The sequence below is a fragment of the Neobacillus bataviensis genome, from assembly GCF_019969725.1.
Genome location: NZ_JAHXYW010000003.1, coordinates 493,347 through 516,906, shown reverse-complemented (window position 1 = coordinate 516,906; position 23,560 = coordinate 493,347). Strand labels below are relative to the sequence as shown.

Genomic DNA, 23,560 nt, shown 5'->3' with positions numbered 1-23,560 from the left:
ATTTGTATAAAAAAGGCATTCACTCATGAGAGAAAGTGAATGCCTTTTATTTAGCTAACAGTTGGTTCTTCCTCAGGGCGGGTCAATTTCAAAAGGTGACGAACCGCATAAGCAAAACCATTTTCATCATTTGTTTTTGTGATGATATCGGCTTTTTGTTGAACATGAAGGGGAGCGTTTCCCATTGCAATGGAAATGTCAGCTACTTCAAATTGAGCAAGATCGTTGCCGCCATCACCAAATGCGATAATTTCATCAAAGGAGATATTCATCATTTTTTGGTAGCGCAGTAAAGCTTTCCCTTTATGTGCCTCACTTGAAGTAATTTCCACATTATTTGGAAAAGAGGAGGCTAGCGAAATATCGAATTTACCGGCCAGTGCTTTTTTGACTGTTTCCACTTTTTCCAATTGATCAAAGTGTGTTAAAGCGATAAGTTTATAGATTTTTAGATTCTCTTTCATCAAAATTTCATCATACTTGAATTCATGAAAAAGAACATCCAGTTCTTCTCTCGATTTACCATGTAATGGAGGGAGAGTGGATGGGAATCCACCATAATTCGTATAAACAAGAATTCCTACGCCTAATTCCTTTAAAATCGAAAATATTTTTTTATAAACAGAAATAGAAAGGGTTGCTTCATAAAGTAAATCTCTCTTACTAGAATATATATTGGAGCCATTGATGCAAAAAATAGGTACCTCCATATTTTGCACGGCTTTCAATTTGATGACATCAGCATATGCCCGGCCAGTGTTTAAAATGATGCAGTGTCCCTGTTGTTGCAATTCGTTTAAGGTATCCACATTTTCATCTGAAATTTCATGCTCAGAGTTTAACAAAGTACCATCTAAATCTATGGATAAACATTTCATAGTTTAATATGTTCCTTTCTACTGTTTCTTAACATTACTATAACAGATTAATCGGCACAGTAGCTTGTAAAGTTTTACATAAAATAATGGTAAAATACAAAAAAAGAGAGGTGCGAAAATGAACATAAACAATATACTAGTCGTCAGCCCGATGTTTTTAGAGCTGAAGACGTTAATAGAAAAAGAAAACCTGCATAATAATTTTCGTTTTAAATCCGAAGAAGAGATGTCACAGGACGATTTAGGCTGGGCGGATGCCTTGGTAACTTTTAATTTAAAATCCGAATATGATTACAGTCATGTTAAATGGGTTCACTCCCTTGGGGCGGGGGTCGACCGCTTTTTATTTCAAAAAGACTGGAATGAAGAGGTATTGTTAACTAGGACGATTTGTTCATTTGGACAAAGAATTGCTGAATATTGTTTGAGCTATATTCTAAAAGATTTGCAGTTTCACGATGAATTTCAAGCATTAAAACAGAAAAAAAAGTGGCTGCCAAAGACACCGAAATTATTAAATAAACAAAAAGTCATGATCTTTGGAACAGGTGAGATTGGTCAGACTACAGCGAAAATATTATCTGGATTAGGTATGGAAGTTTATGGCGTTTCCTTAAGTGGAAGAGCTAAAGAAGATTTCAAAGAGGTCCTGACAGTCGATTCTCATTTTTCACATCTTAGGGAGACGAATTATATCATCAATACCCTACCTTTGACAGAACAAACGGCCGCTTTCTTTGATGAACCTATTTTTAAACAATTATCCAAAGCGGGTTTTATAAATGTAGGGAGAGGGGCATCAATTCGTGAGGAGGCTCTGCTTGAAGCATTAGATAATTACCATGTTAGTTTCGCAGTTCTTGATGTCTTCGCACAAGAGCCGCTCCTGAAGGATAACCCAATATGGAATCATCCAAGAGTTTATATCACACCCCATATATCGGCGGTTACCACACCTGATGAAGGCGTTACGTGTTTTCTTAAAACGTTAAAAAATCTCGAAGAAAATAAGCCATTGCATAATAAAGTTAATTGTAAACGTGGTTATTAAAAATTATTTTGGATTTTTGAAAGAATTAAATGGTTGTCCTATACGAAAAATTATAATCCTCATATAATGTTTTTACAACGTTGCATGGATTGGAGGTGACAATAATGGACGATCAAGAACCAGACCAATTTCAGGATGAAGTATATGAACCGATTGGATTAGTAGTAAATTCTGTATTTTTTGTCATGTCCATTGTCATAATAGGTATCGATTTTATTATGGGTAAGTAGTGGTATATATAAATTAAACAGCTCCAGTTCCGTAAGCGGCTGGGGTTTTTTTATGTTATTTTAAAATATTTTTTTTGTGTGTTTGTCAGAGAGCCGTTATACATAAAATTCCGACATTATTAGTCAATTCTAGTGTTTCGGACACCAAATGTGTCGATGAAAAATCTGTCAGTATTCACAATGCTGTAACAAGTCTTCCGAGATGATGGAAAAATTCGGAGATAATAGAAGTATAGAGAAAATAAAAAAATAAGAGGTGGAGGGAAATGGATAAGAAAAAGTGGATTGCAATGCTATTGGCAGGAGGAAGGGGTACGAGATTAGAGCAGCTTACAAATAATATCGTCAAACCAGCAGTACCATTTGGTGGAAAATACCGGATAATTGATTTTAGTTTGAGTAATTGTAAAAATTCAGGAATTGAAACAATAGGCATTTTAACTCAATACCGACCGCTGGTACTCCATTCTCACTTAGGGAACAGTCAGCTATGGAATCTATATAATCGGGACGGCGGTTTAACAATACTACCGCCATATCAACGGAATGATACTGGAATTGAATGGTATGCAGGCACTTCTCATGCCGTCTTTCAAAATATTGAATTTATTGACCAATATAACCCAGTTTATGTTCTAATTCTTTCTGCTGACCAAGTCTATAAAATGGATTACTCAATTATGCTAAAACAGCATATTGAAACTGAAGCTGATTGTACAATTGCCGTAGTCAAGGTTCCATGGAAAGAGGCAAGCCGCTTCGGCCTAACCAAAATCAATAAGTCAACAAATAAAATTATGGATTTTGAGGAAAAACCAACTAATCCAACTTCGAATTTAGCGTCGATGGGAATCTATATTTTTAAATGGCAGATTTTAAAGGAATATTTGATTCAGGATGAGAAAAAAGAATTCTCTTATAGGGATTTTGGCAAGGATATAATTCCAACGATGCTGACTGATGGATTGCAGATGTATGTTTACCAATTTAATAATTATTGGAAGGATGTAGGTACTGTCCATAGTTATTGGCAAGCTAACTTAGACCTTTTAAATAAGGAAAAAAACATTTTTTTGCAAAACCCGGAGTGGAAAATCCATACTGTTGAGAAAAATAATCCGCCATTATATTTAGCCGAAAGTGCCAAGGTGTACCACAGCATATTAAGCGAGGGCTGTGAACTGTCAGGTACCATTGAAAAGTCTGTAATCTTTAGCGGAGTAAAGATAGCAAAGGGTGCTTCGATAAAAAACTCTGTCATTTTACCAGGTACGATTGTAGAAGAAAATGTATGGATCGAAAATGCCGTCATAGGAAGCAATTCCTTAATTAAGAATGGTGTGATTATGGTCTCAACGAACCCTGAAGAGCATTTATTGCTGGTTGGCAATCATGAAACTATCGATCCAACTATTCAAGAGATGAAATTATTGAATAAGGCAAATTCAGTTTTATCCTAAAAAAATACAATGAAAAAGGGTAAACCTATTAAATGAAATAGGTTTACCCTTTTTCATTATTGGTTTTTTTGGGTTTCTCTTGCTGAATCATTCTGTTTTTTTATAAAAGTTATTCGTTGGAAAGAAAGCAGTAAATTGGAACTAAAAGGTAAAATCCGTTAATCTATAAAAGTATAATTTTTAAAACTAGGGGGATGGATGTATGTCGATATCGGAAAATAAGCATTCCACAATTGTGGCGCTTTTACTTGCAGGAACTTTCATTGCGATATTAAATCAGACATTAATGATTACAGCAATTCCTCCAATTATGAAAGAAATGAACGTAACCGCAAACAGTGCACAATGGCTGACAACTGTTTTTATGTTGGTAAATGGGATTATGATTCCCATTAGTGCCTTTTTATTAGAAAGGTTTACAACCAGGCAGCTGTTTATTTCTGCGATGAGCATTTTTGCTTTTGGGACACTAGTGAGCGGGGTTGCTCCCAATTTTGAATTTCTTTTACTTGGAAGGGTTATCCAGTCGATGGGGGCAGGTGTCATGCTTCCCTTGATGCAAACGGTATTTTTAATGATTTTTCCTGTAAATAAACGAGGTTCAGCTATGGGATTGGTCGGACTGGTCATTTCATTTGCCCCAGCCATTGGCCCGGCATTATCAGGGTGGGTAACGTCCCATTTCTCATGGCGGATTTTGTTTTTCATCATTATGCCAATTGCGCTTGTAGATATTGTCGTAGCATTTTTGGCTTTAAAAAATGTAACCGAGATTTCTAAACCAAAGGTCGATGTGCTTTCGATTATTTTATCTTCATTTGGGTTCGGTGGACTCCTATATGGGTTTACCAGTGCAGGAAATTATGGCTGGTTAAACACTATTACATTAATTTCATTAGGAATTGGCGGAGTTTCATTAATTTTGTTTATCTCCAGACAGGTCCGATTGAAGCACCCGATGCTAGAATTTGGTGTTTTTAAGTATTCTATTTTCCCATTTGCAATTATCATAGGAATGATTGGCTTTATGGGGTTAATTGGTGCAGAGACCATTATTCCTTTGTTTATGCAGAATATGAGGGATTTTTCTGCCTTCGATGCAGGTCTGGCCCTGTTGCCTGGTGCCCTTGTCAGTGGACTGATGGCCCCTATTATTGGGCGAGTGTTTGATAAAATTGGGGCAAGATGGCTGGTCATAATCGGGTTAATCATTATGACAGCTGCTTCATTTGCGTTTACTAACCTAGGTCCAACCACTTCAATGGACTACATTACGATACTATATAGTATCAGAATGTTGGGTCTTTCGATGACAATGATGCCTGTGGCTACGGCTGCATTAAACCAATTGCCCAAGCGTTTAATTCCTCATGGGGCGGCAATGGATAATACGATGAAAATGATTGCCGCTTCCGTCGGGACAGCAATCCTTGTAACCGTCATGACCACAACTGCGGAAAAAGCAAAGCATCGGCCAGACATTACTTATCCTGATATGTATGGAGCCAATATTGCTTTCATGGTCGTTTCAATTCTTACATTACTCGCGCTGATCCTTTCCTTTTTTATAAAAAAGGACCGAAAATCCGAGAATGAAATGGAAGGAAAAAGACGTCAGAGGGTAAGATTCAAAATGCAGGAATAAATTAGAAAACATATGCTTCATTTGAGGCATATGTTTTTTTATTGTGTTGGTTTTAGCTAAAGTTATACATAATTATATTATGTAAACAGATTGGAAATTTTCAAGAAATTTCTTAACATTAAAGAAAACCTAGGGTATAATGATTTTCAATAATTAATCGGAAAGGTTTTTTATCATGAACACTACTTTTATAGATCAAATTGAACAATTTAAACACCAGAATCAAAATCGCGGACGTTTATTAGTCAGCTGTCCAGATCAGCCGGGAATTGTTTCCGCCATCTCGCAGTTTTTATTTTCTTATGATGCCAATATCCTTGAGTCGAGTCAGTACTCAACCAATCCAGAGGGCGGCATATTTTTCATTCGTATTGAGTTTGAATGCCCAGGTTTAAAAGAAAAAGCTGCCGGTATGGAACAGCAGTTTACAGATATTTCAGAAAAATTTTCAATGGACTGGCGGCTAACTCCGGTTTATAAAGTAAAGAAAGCAGCTATTTTTGTTTCAAAGGAATTGCACTGTCTACAAGAGCTTTTATGGGAATGGCAAAGCGGCGATTTAATGACAGAAATTGCTCTTGTTATTAGTAACCATGAAGAGGCAAGGGATGTGGTTGAGGGTCTAAAGATACCATTCTACTATATTCCAGCCAACAAAGATATTCGTCAACAGGTCGAAGAAAAGCAGCTTCAGCTGCTAAAGGAATATGATGTCGATTTAATCGTACTAGCACGTTATATGCAGATTTTAACACCGAATTTTGTGGCAGCAAATCCAAATAAAATAATCAACATTCACCATTCTTTCTTACCTGCCTTCATTGGAGCAAGACCGTACGAACGAGCATATGGCCGCGGAGTAAAATTAATTGGAGCAACGTCACATTATGTTACAAATGATTTGGACGAGGGTCCGATTATCGAGCAGGATATTGCCCGCGTTGACCACCGTGCAAATGTCGATACCTTAAAGAAAATTGGCCGCTCTATAGAACGAAGCGTATTGGCCCGTGCCGTAAAATGGCACATAGAAGACCGAATTATTGTTCATCAAAATAAAACGATTGTATTTTAATCAAAGTAATGCCTTTGTCTTCAAACCTAAAGAGACAAAGGCATTTTTTATTTAGGTATGTCTGGTCCCAAAATGATTGGAAGAAAGTTGATTTAAAACCTTTGGACTAATTATGGTAGAATATTAGAAAAGTGATCTTAGCAGGGGGACAATATGGAAAAGCATAAAATATTAGCTGTTTTAGAGAAAGAACTAGTTGTTGCCCTTGGTTGTACGGAACCAGTAGCGATTGCCTTGGCAGCGGCCACAGCAAAGAGCCATGCAAAGGGTGAAATACAGGCAATTACCGTAAAAGCAAGCGGGAATATTATTAAAAATGCAAAATCTGTTGGAATTCCAGGGATGTCATCAAAAGGACTCGAGTTCGCAGCTGCGCTAGGAGCTTCAGCAGGCAATCCAGATAAAAACCTAGAAATTTTAGAAGGACTCACAATTGAAGATGAGCGCTCAGCTTTAAAGCTCATTGAAGAAGGAAAAGTAATAGCCGGACAAGCTGATACTCCAAAAAGACTATATATTGAAGTCATCGTAGAAACAGATCAACAGACAGCAAAAGTGGTCATTTCTGATAATCACAGTAATATCACCTTAATCGAAGTTGATGAGATAGCAGTTTTCCTTGGCGGATGTGAGAATATTGGCATCCAAACAGATGAAGAGGAATTAGAAGCATTAACTATTGATGAAATATATGAATGGGTATTAGAGGCGGATCTTAAGGACTTAACGCTGGTTAAAAAGAGTATTGAATTAAACCGTTCTATTGGAAATGAGGGACTTTCCGGTGATTATGGATTAAAAGTAGGGAAAACGATTAAACTAAATGTAAAAAAAGGAATCCTTTCAGATGATATTGCTACTGCCGCTATGTCGCTAGCGGCTGCAGGGTCAGATGCCAGAATGGCAGGTTCAACACTTCCGGTAATGGCCAATACAGGGAGCGGCAATCAGGGAATTGCCGTGACACTTCCAGTTGTTGCAGCGGCAGAAAAGCTGAAGGTTTCAGAGGATAAAATGATTCGGGCTGTTGCACTGAGCCACCTCATTACCATTCATATCAAATCGAAATTCGGCCGCCTCTCTGCATTATGCGGGGTAACAGCTGCCGGCATGGGTGCGAGTGGAGCCATTGTTTACCTGCTAGATGGCGGGCTTCAGCAAATAAAAGCGGCTATTCAAAATACAATCGGAAACGTATCAGGAATGATTTGCGACGGGGCCAAAGCGGGCTGTGCAATGAAAGTTTCGACCTGTTCAAATGTTGCCGTACAGTCTGCATTGTTGGCAATCAATCATCAAGAAATCCAATCGACGGACGGCTTTATACACGATGATGTGGAAAAAAGTATTGAAAGCTTCTGTAAGCTTGGAAATGAAGGAACACGCCAAACAGATGAACTTATCTTAAAATTAATGCTGGAGAAATAAAGGGTTGACCATTTGGTTAACCTTTTTATTTGTCTAAAAAAAGGAATTTTTAAGAGGTTTAGATTAAATTTTGTTGAAATTATAGATATAAAATTTTTTTAGCGGGGTGGGCAGGATGGACGATATTCAATTTGCATTTTTGAATGAATGCGGCGATTATAGTTTTTCTTTTGATAAAAACGATGTTTCAACCCACTTTATTCTTGTTGCAATTCTAGTGAAAAGTTCTAATAAGGAATGGCTGGAAGCGGAGTTGGTCAAATCCTTTCAAAAGATGGAATTAGACACAGTCCCAATATTAAATGATATAAAGGATTTACCATTCAGTGTTTATGCCTATGTGTTTGATAAGCAAAAAATTAGAGAAGACTTTGGCATTATGCATAAAACGCCGTTTATGAAATATTTAAATCGGATGATATATGATGATTTAAATAGAACCTTTGAACAGCTTGACTTAACGGCTGATGAGCAAGAAACAAAACCATTTTTGAATGAATTTAAAAATTACATAGGGACAAAGAGTATTCCCGACCTTTTTAATTATTCGACTTTTGGATTCAATAATAACCAGTCCGATAGCATCCTTCTATTAGCGGACCTAATCGCTGCGACAATTGCAAAAGGCTATGAACGAACCCAGTATACTGCAAAATACCACTCTTATATCAAAATAATTAAAAATAAAATAGCAGCTATCAACCTATTACCCCTAGACTATAAAAACTTTCTTTATGATTATAAATCAGACCACAAAAACTCCAAACATGACGAGATTATTATCAAACAAGCTGTTAATTTAGCCTACAAATATATAGCGAAACATCGAAAAAGTGAAGAAGAGGATGAAAAGCTTCGAATCGATTTTCTTAAGTTTCTTTTATTTAACTTAAAGGAAAATCCAGATGAATACGTGTATACGGAAGAAATCTTAGAAAATCTCAATGCTATTCGAGACATCAAAATGAATCCTCATAACTTTCGTTCAAATATTGTTTCTAAGCTTCGGGATAGTGGGCTTTTAATAGCCAGCAGCAATAAAGGCTATAAATTGCCGGTGTGCTTGAACGACTTATACGACTTTGTGAATCTCTCAAGTTTAACGATACACCCGATGATCCAAAGAATCTCCAAGTGCAGGGACCAAATATTACTTGCTACAAACAATGAAATTGATATTCTGGAACAAAAAGAATATGAATATCTAAAGAAAATCATTGAAATGCAGAAAATGACAGTGACCTTAAAATAAGTATTGTACAATATAATTGGAAATGTTAGGTGAAAGTCATCGATTTTATACAGAAAGAGGGTTTAAAAATGAAGTATGTGAAACTTGGTAATACCGGATTGGATGTATCACGACTTTGCCTAGGCTGCATGAGTTTTGGCATACCTGAACGCGGGGCACACCAATGGGTTCTAAACGAGGACGAAAGCCGTCCAATAATAAAAAAGGCTCTTGAATATGGAATTAACTTCTTTGATACAGCTAATGTCTACTCAGATGGTACCAGTGAAGAAATTGTCGGACGAATTTTAAAAGAATATGCAAACCGCGATGAAATTGTAATTGCTACAAAGGTGCACGGGAGAATGCATAAAGGTCCTAATGGAGCAGGCCTTTCAAGGAAAGCCATCATGGCTGAAATTGATAACAGCTTAAAGAGGCTTGGAACTGATTATGTGGATCTTTATCAAATCCACCGCTGGGATTACCATACACCGATTGAAGAGACGATGGAGGCCTTGCATGATGTCGTGAAGGCAGGAAAAGCCAGATATATTGGCGCATCTTCTATGTACGCGTGGCAATTTCTTAAGGCTTTACATATTGCCGAAAGAAATGGATGGACTCGGTTTGTCTCCATGCAAAACCATCTGAATCTCCTCTACAGGGAAGAAGAACGAGAGATGCTGCCACTATGTAAAGAGGAAAAAATAGGTGTTATTCCATGGAGCCCGATGGCTAGAGGAAAACTTACACGGGATTGGGAAGAAGGAACCGCTCGTTCGGAAACCGATGAATTCGGGAAAATGCTCTATGCTGCAACGGTTGAGGCAGACCGAAAAGTGGTTGAACGAGTTGCAAAAGTGGCAGAGAAACGTGGTGTACCGCGAGCTCAAATTGCTCTTGCCTGGGTGCTGCAAAAGGAACCGGTATCAGCACCCATAATTGGTGCGACGAAAATGCATCATCTGGATGATGCGGTGGCTGCTCTTTCAATTAAATTAACCTCTGATGAAATTTCATTTTTGGAAGACCCATATGTTCCTCATCCAGTTCTGGGATTTCAATAACTTTCTGATATAGTAGTTACATTGACAAAGAGAGAAAGGAACTGGAAGCATGAATGATAATAATTTTTTACAAGAGGCGTTTAAACAAAGCCATTTTAAAGTACCTGGTCATGGAACGAGAAACATTCAAGTTCTGAAAGAGGCATTGCAGGACTTGAATGAAGAATTAGAAAGTGACATATACGGAAAGGGAACAATAATAGAAGACTTTCAGGGGAAAATGGCAGAATTCTTAGGTAAAGAAGAGGCGGTATTTTTCCCGAGCGGCACTATGGCCCAGCAAATTGCATTAAGAATTTGGTGTGATCAAAAAGAGGTAAATAAAGTAGCCTATCATCCATTAAGCCATTTGGAGATTCATGAGGAAGATGGCTTGAAAGAACTGCATCAGATAGAATCGATTCTTTTAGCAGATAAATCAAGTGTAATTGAGTTCGAGGATGTGGCAGGCATCAATGAGAAAATTGCCTGTCTTTTACTTGAGTTACCACAACGGGAGATTGGCGGACAGCTCCCGGACTATAAAACCCTTGAAGCGATTTCGGCTTACTGCAGGGAAAAAGGAATCAAATTGCATTTAGACGGGGCAAGACTGTTTGAGATTACCCCATATTATGTAAAGTCAGCTGCCGAAATTTGCAGTTTATTTGATAGTGTTTATGTTTCGTTTTACAAAGGAATTGGCGGAATTGCTGGTGCTATTCTAGCTGGTGACACAGATTTTATTGAGAAATCAAAAGTATGGAAGAGACGTCATGGGGGAGATTTAATTAGTCTCTATCCCTATTTCCTAAGTGCAGATTATTATTTTGACAAGAGGATTGGCAAAATGGAGCTATACTATGAGGAGGCCAAAGAATTAGCGGGTTTTTATAATCAATGTAATGGTGTTTCAACCATTCCGCATGTGCCAGTCTCCAATATGTTTCATGTCCATTTTCAAGCTCCAAAAGAGGAAATGGAGATTATTTTAGCTGAAGTTTACACGGAATCTGGGATTGGCTTATCAGGTTACGTTAGGGATGTAAGTGAAGAGACCAGTTATTTCGAAATTAGCATTGGCGATTTGTATGGGACGGTTCCGCGGGATAAATTAATAAATGCATTTAAACTACTGGATTATAAAATGAAAAATAGAAATCGATGACTCCGATGGTGCCTAATCCACAAGGCACCATTTTCCTTAATTTACATGTCTTTCTCCTCTATTTTCCTTACTAATTTTTATAATAGAATGAGAATAAAAGATTAGTAAGGAGAGGTACTTTTTGAAGAAGAAACTATCATACATTATTCTTGTTTTTTTAGTTTTATTAAGTTTCCTGCCAAATGGGAACGCAGCACTTGCGGCAAAGCCGGATCGTACGGCACCAACTTCACCAACCAACCTTCATACGACTTCCATAACGGAAACCTCCGTATCATTGGCATGGAATAGTTCAACCGATAATGTTGGGGTTACTGGTTATGACATTTACCAAAATAATAGATTGATAGGGAATGTGTCGTCCACGCAATATGTGGCTAACAATCTGACCCCAAATACATCCTATAGTTTTTATATCAAAGCAAGGGATGCACGTGGAAATATATCAGCGGCTAGTAGTGCACTAAACGTTGTAACTTTACCACAAACAACTCCAATTCAATCAAATTATAAAAAAGTAGGCTATTTCGCAGGCTGGGCAACCTATTCTAACTATCAGGTTTCTGATATTGATGCTAGTAAACTAACACATTTGAATTATGCCTTCGCCAATATTAATGCCGATGGAAAAATAGATGTTGGCGACCCATTTGCTGATATCGAACAGACATTTCCAGGTGATACTGCTGATCAGCCATATAAAGGTAATTTTTATCAATTAACGAAACTAAAGCAACAATATCCACAGTTAAAAACGTTAATCTCTGTTGGCGGCTGGTCATGGTCAGAAAGGTTTTCAGATGTAGCCTTAACTGATCAATCCAGAGCGATTTTTGCAGATAGCTGTTTGCAATTTATTCTAAAATATGGATTTGATGGAATCGATTTGGATTGGGAATATCCAGTATCTGGGGGAGAAGCAGGTAATATTCATCGCACTGAAGATAAACAGAATTTCACCCTTTTGGTTAAAAAAATTAGAGAAACGTTAGATGCTCAAAGTGCAATCGATAAAAAAAAATACTTATTAACGATAGCTGGCGGCGCTAACAAAGGCTATGTTGCCAATACGGAACTAAGCTTACTTCAACAGTATTTAGATTACATTCAGCTTATGACCTATGATTTTCATGGTTCTTGGGACACTTTAACTGGAATGAATTCTCCATTATATCGCGATCCGGAATCTAAATTTGCGGAGTTTAGTGTCCAAGATGCGGTACAAACTTATATCAATAGCGGGGTGCCAGCTGCTAAACTTGTAATGGGGATACCATTTTACGGAAGAGTATATAACAAAGTAAACAATGTGAATGACGGTTTATATCAATCTTTTACTGGCGGGGGTTCTGCTTTAAGTTATGGTCAACTTGAAGCAAGTTACCTTAATAAAAACGGGTTTATCCGTTACTGGGAGCCTGATTCTAAGGTGCCTTGGCTGTTTAATGGTTCGCAATTTATAAGCTATGATGATCCCGAGTCGATTGGTTATAAAACATCCTTTATTAAGTCAATGGGGCTGGGCGGAGCGATGATGTGGGAGCTTAGCCAGGATCCAAATAAAGTGTTAATAAGTAAGATTTATAATGATTTAAGATAAGAAAAGCCTTTGTGCTTTTCTTTTTTTATATGATTGTGATTAAATTCAGAAAATTCGAATTAAAGATTGACAAATTCCTATTTTTTGAAATAGATTAAAATTGTGATGTAAACATCAAAGGGAATTATTTACGAATATTATCCATCACTCCCATTAATATAATAGAGGAGTTGGTTTTTATGTTTGCCCCATTAACACCATTAGACTGGAAACGGAGGGCGGTGAAGTATTACCCAAATAAAATCGCTGTCATTGATGAAGAAAAGGAATTTACATATCTGGAATTCGGACAACGTGTTGATCGGTTATCCTCTGCATTAGAACAAGCAGGAATTGGAAAAGGTGACCATGTTGCGGTTATGCTGCCGAACACCCATTATATGTTGGAGTGCTTTTATGGAATCTGCCAGCTTGGAGCTGTCATGGTCCCTTTAAACTACCGCCTTTCTGCAAGTGACTTGGAATATATTATCCGCCATAGTGATGCGCGAATGTTGATAGTCGATGAGGAATTTTGTGCTCCAATTGAAAAAATCATCGATAGTCTTGCGCTCGAACAAATCGTGATTGTGCGGGTGCCAGGTCACGAAACTTCATTGAAAGGCATTGATTTTGAGACTTTTCTAGAACATGCTCCTGATTCAGCAGCACCTCCTGAGGTTGAAATCGATGAAAATCAGTTGCTAACCTTAAATTATACGAGCGGCACAACTTCAAAACCAAAAGGAGTCATGCTAACCCATCGGGGAAGTTATTTGAATGCCGCTAATTTTATGTACCACCTAGGTGTAAATCACGATGATGTCTACCTGCATACACTGCCAATGTTCCACGCAAATGGCTGGGGCGGTGTTTGGGGGATTACAGGTGCAGGGGCTACTCATGTGTGTTTACGAAAAGTAGACCCGCCTCTAATTCTGGAATTATTTGAATCTAAAAAAATATCACTTTTATGCGGGGCGCCAACCGTCGTTAATATGCTTGTGAATGATCCAAAGGCCAAAGAAATTAAAATAAAAACGAATCCTCGCATGGCAACAGCTGGTGCACCTCCTGCGGCAGCCCTAATTCACAAAGCGCAAGATATCCTGGGCTTAAACATGATTCATGTTTATGGGCTAACTGAAACATCACCATTCATTCTATACTGTGAATGGAAAGAAGAATTTGATTCAAGGTCAGCAGATGATCAAGCTGCCATCAAAGCAAGGCAAGGTATTGAACTTGCTTTTAATGGTGAAACGAAGGTTGTTTATCAAGACGGGGAAGAAGTGGCTTGGAATGGTGAGGAATTAGGTGAAATCATTACTCGCGGTAACGTGGTTATGGCAGGTTATTATAAGGATCCTGTCACGACAGCTGCAGCTATAAAAGATGGCTGGTTCCATACCGGTGATTTAGCAGTTACTCATCCAGATGGATTTATTGAGATCCGTGACAGGTCTAAGGATTTGATTATCTCAGGAGGGGAAAATATTTCATCAACAGAAGTAGAGGGAGTTCTATATAGACATCCGTCTGTATTAGAATGTGCAGTGATCGCTGTTCCTGATGAAAAATGGGGTGAGGTTCCAAAGGCTATAATAGTTCTTCAACCTAATACTGAAGTAACAGAGGAAGAAATCATTCAGTTTTGCCGCTCGAATATAGCACACTTTAAAGCACCAAAAGCGGTCGAATTTGTGGAGGCTTTACCTAAAACAGCCACTGGAAAACTACAAAAATACCGTTTAAGGGAAATGTACTGGAGTGGTCCGAAAAGAGTGAATTAAGACCAAAAGATCCAATATCGTGATATAAAACTCCACCTCCTTTCTATGTTCCAATTAATATAGAAAGGGGGTGATTTTTTTGGATAAAAATTTTTCCTTAAGCAAAAATGTCCTTCATAAACTATTGAAGGACATTGGCTATAGAATTCCTTTCAAAAATGTCCATCATGACCGTCTAAGGTCAAATGTTTTATATCCTCAGTACTGTAAACGGCATGTTTAAACCATTCTAAATTTCCCGCAAATCTTTCGGTACATTGAAACTGAATATTTTTAGCCCTATTATCTTGAATGCATCTAATTGACCCCATAAAGACAGACTGGCTGTTATCGATTTCTTGGTACGTTGCATAATAAGGCAATAATTCGAAACGGTAGCCTTTGGCAAGTGAATCAAAATAATTTTTTGAAACGATTTCTTTAATATTTTCATAGGTAGGTTCATCTAATCCAAATCGAATGGTTGAGGTACCGTCCGAGAGGGTTACTTTCATTTTCATATAAGGACCCTGGATGTCTTTAGAAACCGTTAGGATTTTAAAATTCCCAATTACATTCATCAAATCAGCCCCCTTATAAATATCTATATTATCTTTGTATGGAAAATTGGCCATTTGTTTTTAAAAAGAAAGCTCACACTCGCTTGTTAGGCAAAATGAGTGTGAGCTTTATTATGTAAAATAGTCCGACATCACCTAAGTCTTAGGTCCGATAGTAAAATCAAGCTCAAGCGCAATTATGGAACCATTAGAAAAAAGGTAAGATGAAAACATAAAGAGGCAAAAAAGGAGGAAGAAAAAGTGAAAAAATTTGGCTTGTTTTTAGCGGGAGGCGCGGCTGCCATCATCTTACTCAATTCGATCGGTCCAATGTTGGCATTACTAGTGAGTTTGGTGATTCTTTACTTCATTTACAAACAGTTTTTGAAAGTGGACTCCATCGGATGGAAGATCGCATTAATTATCTTTGGGTTAGTGGTACTTTCATCAAACATCCACAATATACCTGCCCTTATTGGTGCAGGCGCAGCTTATGTCCTATATCTTGTCTATAAAAATTGGAACAAAAAAGCAGCACCCAAAAATGGTGATCCATTCGATAATTTTGATAAACAATGGAATGAATTAAAAAAATATTAATTTCAAGGGAGAAAAATAAACATGTCAAACTTATTTACAAAAATAAAAGATATCATTGTTGCTGATTTGAATGAAACTCTCCACCAAAAGGACACACAAAATCCAATTAGTAAACTCAATCAATACCTACGCCAATGTGAGCAGGAAACAGAAAAAGTAGGAAAGCTTGTTGAACGACAAGCTCGTTTGAAGGATGAATTTTTAAAAGAGTATAATTTAGCAGCAGAGTTGGCTGAAAAAAGAAAGCACCAAGCGGAAATCGCATCAAATGCAGGGGAGACAGAACTATATCAATTTGCCGCAGCAGAGCATCAGCAATATGTCGAGCGTTCCCAGCGTCTAAGCACTTCACTTGCACAAGCGAATGAGCAGTTGAATGAATTAAAAAGAAAATACGAAGAAATGAAGCATAAGTTAAAGGATATGCATCTTCGCAGAATGGAATTAATGGGCCGAGAAAATGTAACGCGCGCCAATATTGGAATGAATCAGGTCTTAGAAACAAATTCTTCTCAAAACCATTCCTATTCAAAATTCAAGGACATTGAAAACTATCTTGAACGATTAGAAAATAAAATTAAAGACACCTTTAATCAAGTCAGTTTGGATGAGCAGATTGCACAGTTAGAAAAGAAAATGGATCATAAACCATTGAATTTAACAAAAGAATAGACCAATAAAAAAAAGCTGAATTGCAAAATAGTTTTAGGGTTAAAGGTTTTTAAAGGGCCAAGAGGAAAACTCTAAGCCCTTTTTTTACGTAAAACGGTAATAAATCCATCCAATATTTCATGACTAACGGAAAAGCCTTTTCGTTTGTAGAACTCTAAAGCATCATCATTGCCATTTGAGACATAGATAAAATAATCTTCGACATCCTCAAATTGCTTTAGCCAATCCATGGACATATTAAAAAGTTTGGAACCAATGCCGTATTGTCGGTATTCTTCTTTAATATAAAATTGGGATAAACAACCGACATTTTTTTTACTTACAGTTGAAAGGTCAAAAAAAGTGGCGAAATCATTGGAATATGCTTCTTTTGGAGAGATATTTGAATAGACATAACCTACAATTTTATCTTCATCCTTAACGACCACTATATAGTTGTGGGGCGCACTTTTTATTGAAGGAACCATCCGAGTTTCAAAACTCATTGTGTCAAACAATTCCGGTTTTATGTATGCTTTCGACTTTTGAAAGGTCATTAGCTCATTGCATAAATCCCGGCAGTATTCGATTTGTTTTTCAGGAATCACTTCATATGTTATCTTCATATCTTTCACACCTTTAAAAAACCAACGTTTAAATTATTCCAAGCCGTTCCAATCCGTAGCGGACTCCGTCCTCCTCGGAGGAGAGGGTTACCATATTGGCGGCTTGTTTTACTTCATCACGGGCATTCCCCATCGCGACACCCATTCCTACTAAGGAAAGCATTTCAATATCGTTTAAACCATCCCCAAACGCAACCGCTTCGTCAGGTGCAATGCCGATTCTCTCTAACAGTTTAGTAATGCCCACTGCTTTATTGGAATTGGTCAAATTCACATCACACGTCTTTGCCCCTGAACTCCATCTTCTGAAATCCAATTCCGGAATCTTGGTTTGATAGGATAACTCTTCTTCAAGGTCACAATGAAGGAACAACTGATAAATATCCTGATTCATCCAAAATTGTGGCGGAGCAAGTTCCGGCACCCAAGAATCATTCATGTACGCCTCCTTGACGAAAGGATGACTTAAATCAGTAACTTTGAAGCTCTTTCCTGCTAAAAATGTAAGGGCATGTTGATTATCATTTGACAACAGATGCACTTTATTTAATACTTGCTTCTCAATCGTGTTCTTGAATAATTCTTTTCCCTCATGAAAAACATACGAACCATTAAAAAAGATCATTGAGTCGACACCGGTCTCCTCCATAATCGATTCAGAAAAATAAGGGGCTCTTCCCGTAGCTATAACCACTTTCATATTTTTCTCTTTTAACCGCTGGATCGCATCCTTAGTGGCATTGCTAAGAGCTTTTCCATGTGGCAGGATCGTTCCGTCTATATCAAAGATGACAACTTTATAGTTCAAAAAATCACACTCCTAGGATGCTGAGTTTTACCCTGTAAAGCAAAATTACCTTTAGCACATTATAACATGTTTAATTTAAAAAGCTTATGTTAGATATCCTTCTAACAACCTTTAAAAATAACTAAATAAACATGGTCCCTGCGACTATAAAACTTATCATAGATCCTAAGATTAAACCGGCAGCTGCAAAACTCATTAAAATGACACCGTGGACTTTATTTCTTTAAAAATATTTACTATTCTAAAAATACTGGAAATTTAATTTTAGATTATCATAATTTTTAAAACTTTTTTGAAAAAGTGTTTTTATTAAGTTAGTACCGAGCCCGATAATGGTAAAATTAAAAAAGATTGATTAATAGAGTTTAGGCTTGGAACAAAATAAGGGGGAATTACGTTGAAAAAGAAACCAATTATAGGCATTACCGGTGCCTATGTGAACCATAACGATTACATGGAAGGTGTATATGTTCATCATGATTATCATAAAAGTGTTGCCGCTAATGGTGGAATCCCGATTATTCTTCCATTTCTTAATCCTGAAATAGCAATAGAAACAATTGGATTATGTGACGGTATTATCCTAAGTGGGGGAGAGGACGTTGATCCACAATTTTATGGTCAAGATCCTCATCCAGGATTAGGACCAACCATTCCGGAGCGGGATTTCTCTGAGATCGCCATTGTACAGTATGCAATTCAGAATAATATTCCAATCCTGGCGATTTGCAGAGGAGTGCAAATATTAAATGTGGCTCTTGGCGGTACCTTAATTCAAGATATACCGAGTCAAGTTAATAAACCAATCCAACACACGCAGAAAATAGACCGAAGCCGTGATACCCATTGGGTGACCATCTCAAAAGAAAGTAAGCTATTTGAGGTTTTGGAATCCGAGATTGTCAGAGTCAACAGTCTTCACCATCAGGCAATTGATAAGGTGGCCAGTGATTTAAGAGTAGCTGCTCGATCAGCAGATGGTATCGTTGAAGCAGTTGAGTATATTCATTCACCAACATTTACAATGGGTGTTCAGTGGCATCCGGAATCAATGGCAAGTACAAGCCCTGCGATGAACAATTTGTTTGTTGAATTTATTAGAAGCTGTATGAAGGTTCCGGCGTTGTAAATGAATGTTTCTATGGGATATTATGATTTAGCATAATTTTAATAGTGTTAAAGCCGGAGGCATAGTGCTTCTGGCTTTTTTTATGAGTGTATCTGGTTATCAACAAATCAGATTATAAGAAAAATTTTGTATTTTTTTATATATAAACACTTCAAAAGGGCCGTTTTCATAACTTACATGAGAGTAAAAAATTAAATAGGGGGAGGATTATGTCTGTCATTGGGATAGAACCATACATGCATGTTCGCTCAGCTAAATATCCCGAGTACGATCCGACTTGTCACAAACTAAGCTTTTTAGCCGACTATACGGGTATCCAGCAAGTATGGGAAATCAATCTAGGGGATGAGTGGCCGGTCCAAACTTCCTATACCAGCGAAAGAATCACGTTTGTAAGTTATGTAACAGGCACCTCAAATAAAATCATCGGAATGGATTCAGGTGGAAATGAGAAGCAGCAATTGTATTTACTTGGGAACGATGGAAAACTAAAAGAGCTGACAAAATCTCCCGATCATATTCACCGCTTTGGAGGTTCCTCACCTGACGGTAAATGGATAGTATGGTCAAGTAATCGTCGAAATCCTGCCTTTTTTGACATTTATATCCAAAATCTGGAAACTTTGGAGATAAAGCTAATATTGGCTGGAGAAGGGATATTTTCTGCAGTAAAATGGTCGCCGGATGGTAAATCGTTATTGGTCCAGAAGATAAATTCCCCGTTAGATAATGATTTGGGAATACTCGACCTATCAAACGGGGTTACGAACTGGTTAACCGAACATAAAGGTGAGGCGAGCTTTAAAGATGCTCACTTTAATAAAGATGGAGATCATCTTTATGTATTATCAAATAAAGACAGGGAATTCTACGGGCTTGCTCTCATAAATATAAAAACCAAACATTTCGTGTGGCTCGAACGGGGGCAATGGGATTTTGAGGGATTGTCTATGAATAAAGAAAAAAATATGGCAGCCTACACAATAAATGAGGATGGTATATCCAAAGGGGTGCTTTTAGATATTAACCGGAGTTACCTTTATACGTGGAAGACACCAATAGGGGTTATATCCAATCTGAAATTTTCACCAGATAGCCAAAAATTAGCCTATACCTTCAAGGGCCCGGCCTATCCTTCTGATATTTGGGAGCTTGACCTAAATACCATAAAAGCGGAAAGGCTTACGTATGTTTCTCGTTCACCAGTACTGGATAAAAAATTAGTAGAGCCGGAACACATATCCTTCCGTTCATTTGATGGCCTGGAAATTCCAGCTTTTTATTATATGCCGCAAAAAAAAGTAGAAAAATATCCAATTGTCATTTATCTTCATGGCGGGCCCGAAAGCCAATCGCGCGCGGTCTATAACCCAGTCCTGCAATATTTCCTAAACCAGGGTTATGCTGTATGTACACCTAATGTGAGGGGAAGTACGGGATATGGAAAAACCTTCACCCATTTGGATGATGTCCAAAATAGAATGGACGCGGTAAAGGATTTAATTTTTTTAGTGGAATGGCTGAAGGTGAATCGAAATATCGACCCCAAAAAAATCGGGATCATGGGGGGGAGTTATGGGGGCTTTCTCGTTCTTGCTGCCATTAGTCACTATCCGGAGATTTGGTCGGCTGGAATTGATATTGTCGGAATGTCCAGTCTAAGAACTTTCCTTCAAACGACGAGTCCTTGGCGTAAGAAGCATAGGGAATTTGAATACGGAACCATAGAAAGAGACGGAGAATTTTTTGATAAAATTGCGCCCTTGCAACATTCAGAACGAATTTCCTCTCCGCTATTGGTGATTCACGGTGAATCGGATCCCCGTGTCCACATCCAAGAATCTGAACAAATCGTTACGAAACTAAAGGATAGACAGCACCCTGTGGATTTTATCCGCTTTGAAGATGAAGGCCACTCGATCGAAAAACAAAAAAATAAAACTACTGCCTATAAGGCGATGGTAACGTTTTTTGATCGATACCTTGGGGAAGGGTTATAAATATAATAGCGGTTCCTTTATGCTAGGTTAAAAGGAAACCGCTATTTTATATAAAAAAATCAACCCTTGTTCAGTAAGGTTTTAGGATTGGCGTTTAAAATAAGCATGGCACAAATGAGAATGGCTGAGACGATCCATATCGCTTTAATTCCAAAATGAAGAGTGGATACAGCACCAATGAAGGCGCCACCAAGAAAAGAAATAATGATAATCGTGAAGTCAATAAATTGAATGACATTTTGCCGGTCTTGCAATACAAGTGCCGTGTAGGCTGCTTCTGCGGCTGTCCGCAAATTTCCTGTGACCATGGCTGAATTAAATTGCCATTTCACCAATGTCCGAAAAGATGAAATTTGTACGGATGAGACGAAGGCAATCGTAACAGTTACAACCATATCTGGAACTTGGGGCGGCCAGGTACCAACTATAACTAGGACAAGGCCCTCCAAAAATAGAACGGAGCGGGCCGGATAGGGGAAAATTCTCGTAATTTTCGGATGCTTTAGTCCCTCGGCTACAATCACCCCTATAACAAATGCCACAATCGGGGGAAGATGCTTTAACCCCTGTTTCCAATGCCCTTGAGCTATTTCCACGCCCAACAATACAATATTCCCTGTTTGGGAAGTGGCAAAAACACCGTCCCTGCTGACATAGGTATATGCATCCAAAAACCCTCCCACTAAAGCGAGTAATATGCCTAAACCAATGGATTCTGGAGTGATTCGAGGAACCTTAGACATACTTATATTTACATACTTTCTCAAATAGGATAGTGCTATATTCTGTGACACGCTGCCTTGAGACTTTTCCATAGAACATCTCCAAAACATATTAAAAGTTTTTTAACAAATTACCATATTTTAAGCTTCCCCCTTTGTAACTATATTTTTGCGTAAATATTTAGTTTATATTTTCTAACTCAGATGAATGAACCAATTCAATATTATAAAAACTTCCAATTTCCTTTATTTCACAGTATCCAGAAGTGTACTTATATAGAATTATATATTTCTTCCCATTATAAAAAACATGAGTATTGTTCTCCATGTAAACTCCACCTTTCATCCACATTCTACTTTTCTTATCCATTGCAATATATGAAGACCATTTAAATTTTATGTAAATTTTTTTGTCTTAATATCGAAAAAAGAAAATTAATGGCGTTTTTTATTGTCAAATTGTTTATTATCATGGTAGTATAAGAAAAAATAAATTCCCTTTAACTTGGTCCAGAGAGGCCAAAAAGGCGAAAGTTAACATCGTATATGAATTTTGATATATGATACCCTTTTGTCTTTTTGGACGGAAGGGTATTTTATTTTGCAAAAGTATCTTTTAATCATAGTCCAGAGAGGCTTGGAAGGAGAATGCAAAAGTGAATTATCAGAAAAAAACAGTCGTAGCATCCGTAGCAGGTTTAACCCTTGAAGGAATGGATATTATGTTTATATCCTTCGCTATGTCGATGATTATTGGACAATTTCATATTGGCATGGCAACTGGCGGACTTATTTCTTCTATTACGAATTTAGGAATGCTTTTTGGAGGAATGATTTTCGGAATCCTTGCCGATAAGTTTGGTAGAGTAAAAGTTTTTACTTATACAATAATTTTGTTTGCCATTGGAACTGGCTTAACCGGTTTGGCGACCAATATTGAACAAATATACATTTTTAGGTTCATTGCTGGGTTAGGTGCCGGAGGGGAATACGGAATCGGCATGACTCTTGTCGCAGAAGCATGGCCAAGGAATAAGCAAGGACGAGCCTCATCATATGTAAGTGTAGGTGCTCAATTTGGGGTGATTCTTGCAGCACTACTTAGTGCGCTTATTCTTCCTGCGTGGGGATGGAGAGGATTGTTTTTCATCGGAGTAATTCCAGTTATTTTTGCCTTTATCGTTCGTAAGAATTTAGATGAATCGCCAGAGTGGCTGAAATCAAAAAAAGCGAAACAGAATATTGATAAGCAAGGAAAGTTGAAGCAATTATTTGCAAATCGAAAAACTGCAGCAACCACCATTGCCCTAGCCATCATGGCGACAGTACAAATTGCAGGCTATAATGGTTTGATGATCTGGCTGCCATCCATGCTGCAGCAATCACAAGGATTATCAGTTTCCGGTTCGGCTCTATGGACCATCAGCACGGCAGTTGGAATGATTGTGGGGATGTTAACCTTTGGTCAATTTATGGATCGTCTAGGAATGAAGTGGACATATGGGATCTTCTTACTAGCGTCAGCAGTGGCTGTATTCTTCTATTCGTATGCGTCCGGCAGTACAGGAGTATTAATTGGCGGTGCAATCGTCGGATTTTTCTCAAATGGAATGTTTGCAGGATATGGAGCTTTAATTAGTTATTATTATCCAATTGAAATTCGCAGCACAGCCACGAACACAATTTTTAACTTTGGGAGAGCACTTGGAGGATTATCCCCGATTTTAGTTGGATTCATTTTAGAGCATGCGAATGTAACCACAGCCATGAGCTATCTTGCCGTTCTTTATTGTATCTCATTTATGGCAATGTTAAGTTTGAAAAAAGGTCAGTCTGAACGAAAGTCGAAAACAGTGAATAAGCTTTCTGAAGCTGTATAATTCTATCTCATTACACAT

Annotated in this window: 21 protein-coding genes; 16 read left to right on the top strand and 5 right to left on the bottom strand. The window is 37.8% G+C overall.

The genetic code is table 11. The annotated features are described in order from the left end of the window. Positions 1-50 precede the first annotated feature (50 nt). Complete coding sequence (locus LC455_RS10920; protein ID WP_223590767.1) at positions 51-878, bottom strand: HAD family hydrolase; 828 nt, start codon at positions 876-878, stop codon at positions 51-53. Between the two features lie 118 nt (positions 879-996). Here LC455_RS10920 and LC455_RS10915 point away from each other — a divergent pair, with 118 nt between their 5' ends. From LC455_RS10915 to LC455_RS10870, 11 genes are all read left to right on the top strand, one after another. Beyond that, positions 997-1,929 carry a D-2-hydroxyacid dehydrogenase gene (locus tag LC455_RS10915; protein WP_223590764.1) on the top strand — a complete coding sequence of 311 codons (933 nt, stop codon included), beginning with the start codon at positions 997-999 and terminating at the stop codon, positions 1,927-1,929. Between the two features lie 104 nt (positions 1,930-2,033). Further along, entirely contained in the window at positions 2,034-2,159 is a 126-nt protein-coding gene (locus LC455_RS31390) for a hypothetical protein (RefSeq protein ID WP_263297743.1), read from the top strand. A gap of 266 nt (positions 2,160-2,425) precedes the next feature. Continuing rightward, the gene (locus LC455_RS10910; protein ID WP_223590763.1) at positions 2,426-3,619 is read left to right on the top strand and encodes a glucose-1-phosphate adenylyltransferase; all 1,194 of its coding nucleotides are present in this window, start codon (positions 2,426-2,428) and stop codon (positions 3,617-3,619) included. 202 nt (positions 3,620-3,821) lie between these two features. Then, positions 3,822-5,264 carry a DHA2 family efflux MFS transporter permease subunit gene (locus LC455_RS10905; RefSeq protein ID WP_223590761.1) on the top strand — a complete coding sequence of 481 codons (1,443 nt, stop codon included), beginning with the start codon at positions 3,822-3,824 and terminating at the stop codon, positions 5,262-5,264. Between the two features lie 175 nt (positions 5,265-5,439). Then, on the top strand, positions 5,440-6,339 hold the full coding sequence (gene purU, locus LC455_RS10900) for a formyltetrahydrofolate deformylase (RefSeq protein ID WP_223590759.1): 900 nt from the start codon (positions 5,440-5,442) through the stop codon (positions 6,337-6,339). Positions 6,340-6,492: 153 nt separating this feature from the next. After that, positions 6,493-7,767 (top strand): L-cysteine desulfidase family protein, encoded by a 1,275-nt coding sequence (locus tag LC455_RS10895; protein ID WP_223590757.1) that lies wholly within the window; start codon positions 6,493-6,495, stop codon positions 7,765-7,767. A gap of 115 nt (positions 7,768-7,882) precedes the next feature. After that, positions 7,883-9,019, top strand: coding sequence for a hypothetical protein (locus LC455_RS10890; protein ID WP_223590756.1), 1,137 nt, complete (start codon positions 7,883-7,885; stop codon positions 9,017-9,019). Between the two features lie 68 nt (positions 9,020-9,087). After that, positions 9,088-10,068, top strand: coding sequence for an aldo/keto reductase (locus tag LC455_RS10885; RefSeq protein ID WP_223590754.1), 981 nt, complete (start codon positions 9,088-9,090; stop codon positions 10,066-10,068). A 49-nt stretch (positions 10,069-10,117) separates the two neighbouring features. Next, positions 10,118-11,215 carry a threonine aldolase family protein gene (locus tag LC455_RS10880; protein ID WP_223590752.1) on the top strand — a complete coding sequence of 366 codons (1,098 nt, stop codon included), beginning with the start codon at positions 10,118-10,120 and terminating at the stop codon, positions 11,213-11,215. A gap of 121 nt (positions 11,216-11,336) precedes the next feature. Further along, positions 11,337-12,815: a glycoside hydrolase family 18 protein gene (locus tag LC455_RS10875; RefSeq protein WP_223590750.1), complete on the top strand. Its 1,479-nt coding sequence runs from the start codon at positions 11,337-11,339 to the stop codon at positions 12,813-12,815. A gap of 179 nt (positions 12,816-12,994) precedes the next feature. Continuing rightward, complete coding sequence (locus tag LC455_RS10870) at positions 12,995-14,587, top strand: long-chain-fatty-acid--CoA ligase (protein WP_223590747.1); 1,593 nt, start codon at positions 12,995-12,997, stop codon at positions 14,585-14,587. Positions 14,588-14,739: 152 nt separating this feature from the next. On the opposite strand, the gene LC455_RS10865 is transcribed toward LC455_RS10870, so the two are convergent. Continuing rightward, positions 14,740-15,147 carry a hypothetical protein gene (locus LC455_RS10865; protein ID WP_223590745.1) on the bottom strand — a complete coding sequence of 136 codons (408 nt, stop codon included), beginning with the start codon at positions 15,145-15,147 and terminating at the stop codon, positions 14,740-14,742. A 240-nt stretch (positions 15,148-15,387) separates the two neighbouring features. On the opposite strand from LC455_RS10865, the gene LC455_RS10860 reads away from it, so the two are divergent. Further along, positions 15,388-15,726: a lmo0954 family membrane protein gene (locus LC455_RS10860; RefSeq protein ID WP_223590742.1), complete on the top strand. Its 339-nt coding sequence runs from the start codon at positions 15,388-15,390 to the stop codon at positions 15,724-15,726. A 21-nt stretch (positions 15,727-15,747) separates the two neighbouring features. Beyond that, positions 15,748-16,398 (top strand): PspA/IM30 family protein, encoded by a 651-nt coding sequence (locus LC455_RS10855; RefSeq protein WP_223590740.1) that lies wholly within the window; start codon positions 15,748-15,750, stop codon positions 16,396-16,398. Between the two features lie 71 nt (positions 16,399-16,469). On the opposite strand, the gene LC455_RS10850 is transcribed toward LC455_RS10855, so the two are convergent. Both LC455_RS10850 and LC455_RS10845 read right to left on the bottom strand, forming a co-directional pair. Further along, positions 16,470-17,003, bottom strand: a complete 534-nt coding sequence (locus LC455_RS10850; RefSeq protein WP_223590737.1) for a GNAT family N-acetyltransferase — start codon at positions 17,001-17,003, stop codon at positions 16,470-16,472. Between the two features lie 28 nt (positions 17,004-17,031). After that, positions 17,032-17,811, bottom strand: a complete 780-nt coding sequence (locus LC455_RS10845; RefSeq protein WP_223590734.1) for a Cof-type HAD-IIB family hydrolase — start codon at positions 17,809-17,811, stop codon at positions 17,032-17,034. 397 nt (positions 17,812-18,208) lie between these two features. On the opposite strand from LC455_RS10845, the gene LC455_RS10840 reads away from it, so the two are divergent. Both LC455_RS10840 and LC455_RS10835 read left to right on the top strand, forming a co-directional pair. Beyond that, a complete protein-coding gene (locus LC455_RS10840; RefSeq protein WP_223590731.1) occupies positions 18,209-18,940 on the top strand; it encodes a gamma-glutamyl-gamma-aminobutyrate hydrolase family protein in 732 nt (243 codons plus the stop codon). A gap of 209 nt (positions 18,941-19,149) precedes the next feature. Further along, positions 19,150-20,940: a S9 family peptidase gene (locus LC455_RS10835; protein ID WP_223590728.1), complete on the top strand. Its 1,791-nt coding sequence runs from the start codon at positions 19,150-19,152 to the stop codon at positions 20,938-20,940. Between the two features lie 59 nt (positions 20,941-20,999). Here the strand turns inward: LC455_RS10835 and LC455_RS10830 are convergent, their stop codons facing one another. Continuing rightward, positions 21,000-21,755 carry a YoaK family protein gene (locus LC455_RS10830; protein WP_223590725.1) on the bottom strand — a complete coding sequence of 252 codons (756 nt, stop codon included), beginning with the start codon at positions 21,753-21,755 and terminating at the stop codon, positions 21,000-21,002. A 563-nt stretch (positions 21,756-22,318) separates the two neighbouring features. On the opposite strand from LC455_RS10830, the gene LC455_RS10825 reads away from it, so the two are divergent. Continuing rightward, positions 22,319-23,542 (top strand): MFS transporter, encoded by a 1,224-nt coding sequence (locus LC455_RS10825; protein WP_223590722.1) that lies wholly within the window; start codon positions 22,319-22,321, stop codon positions 23,540-23,542. Positions 23,543-23,560 lie beyond the last annotated feature (18 nt).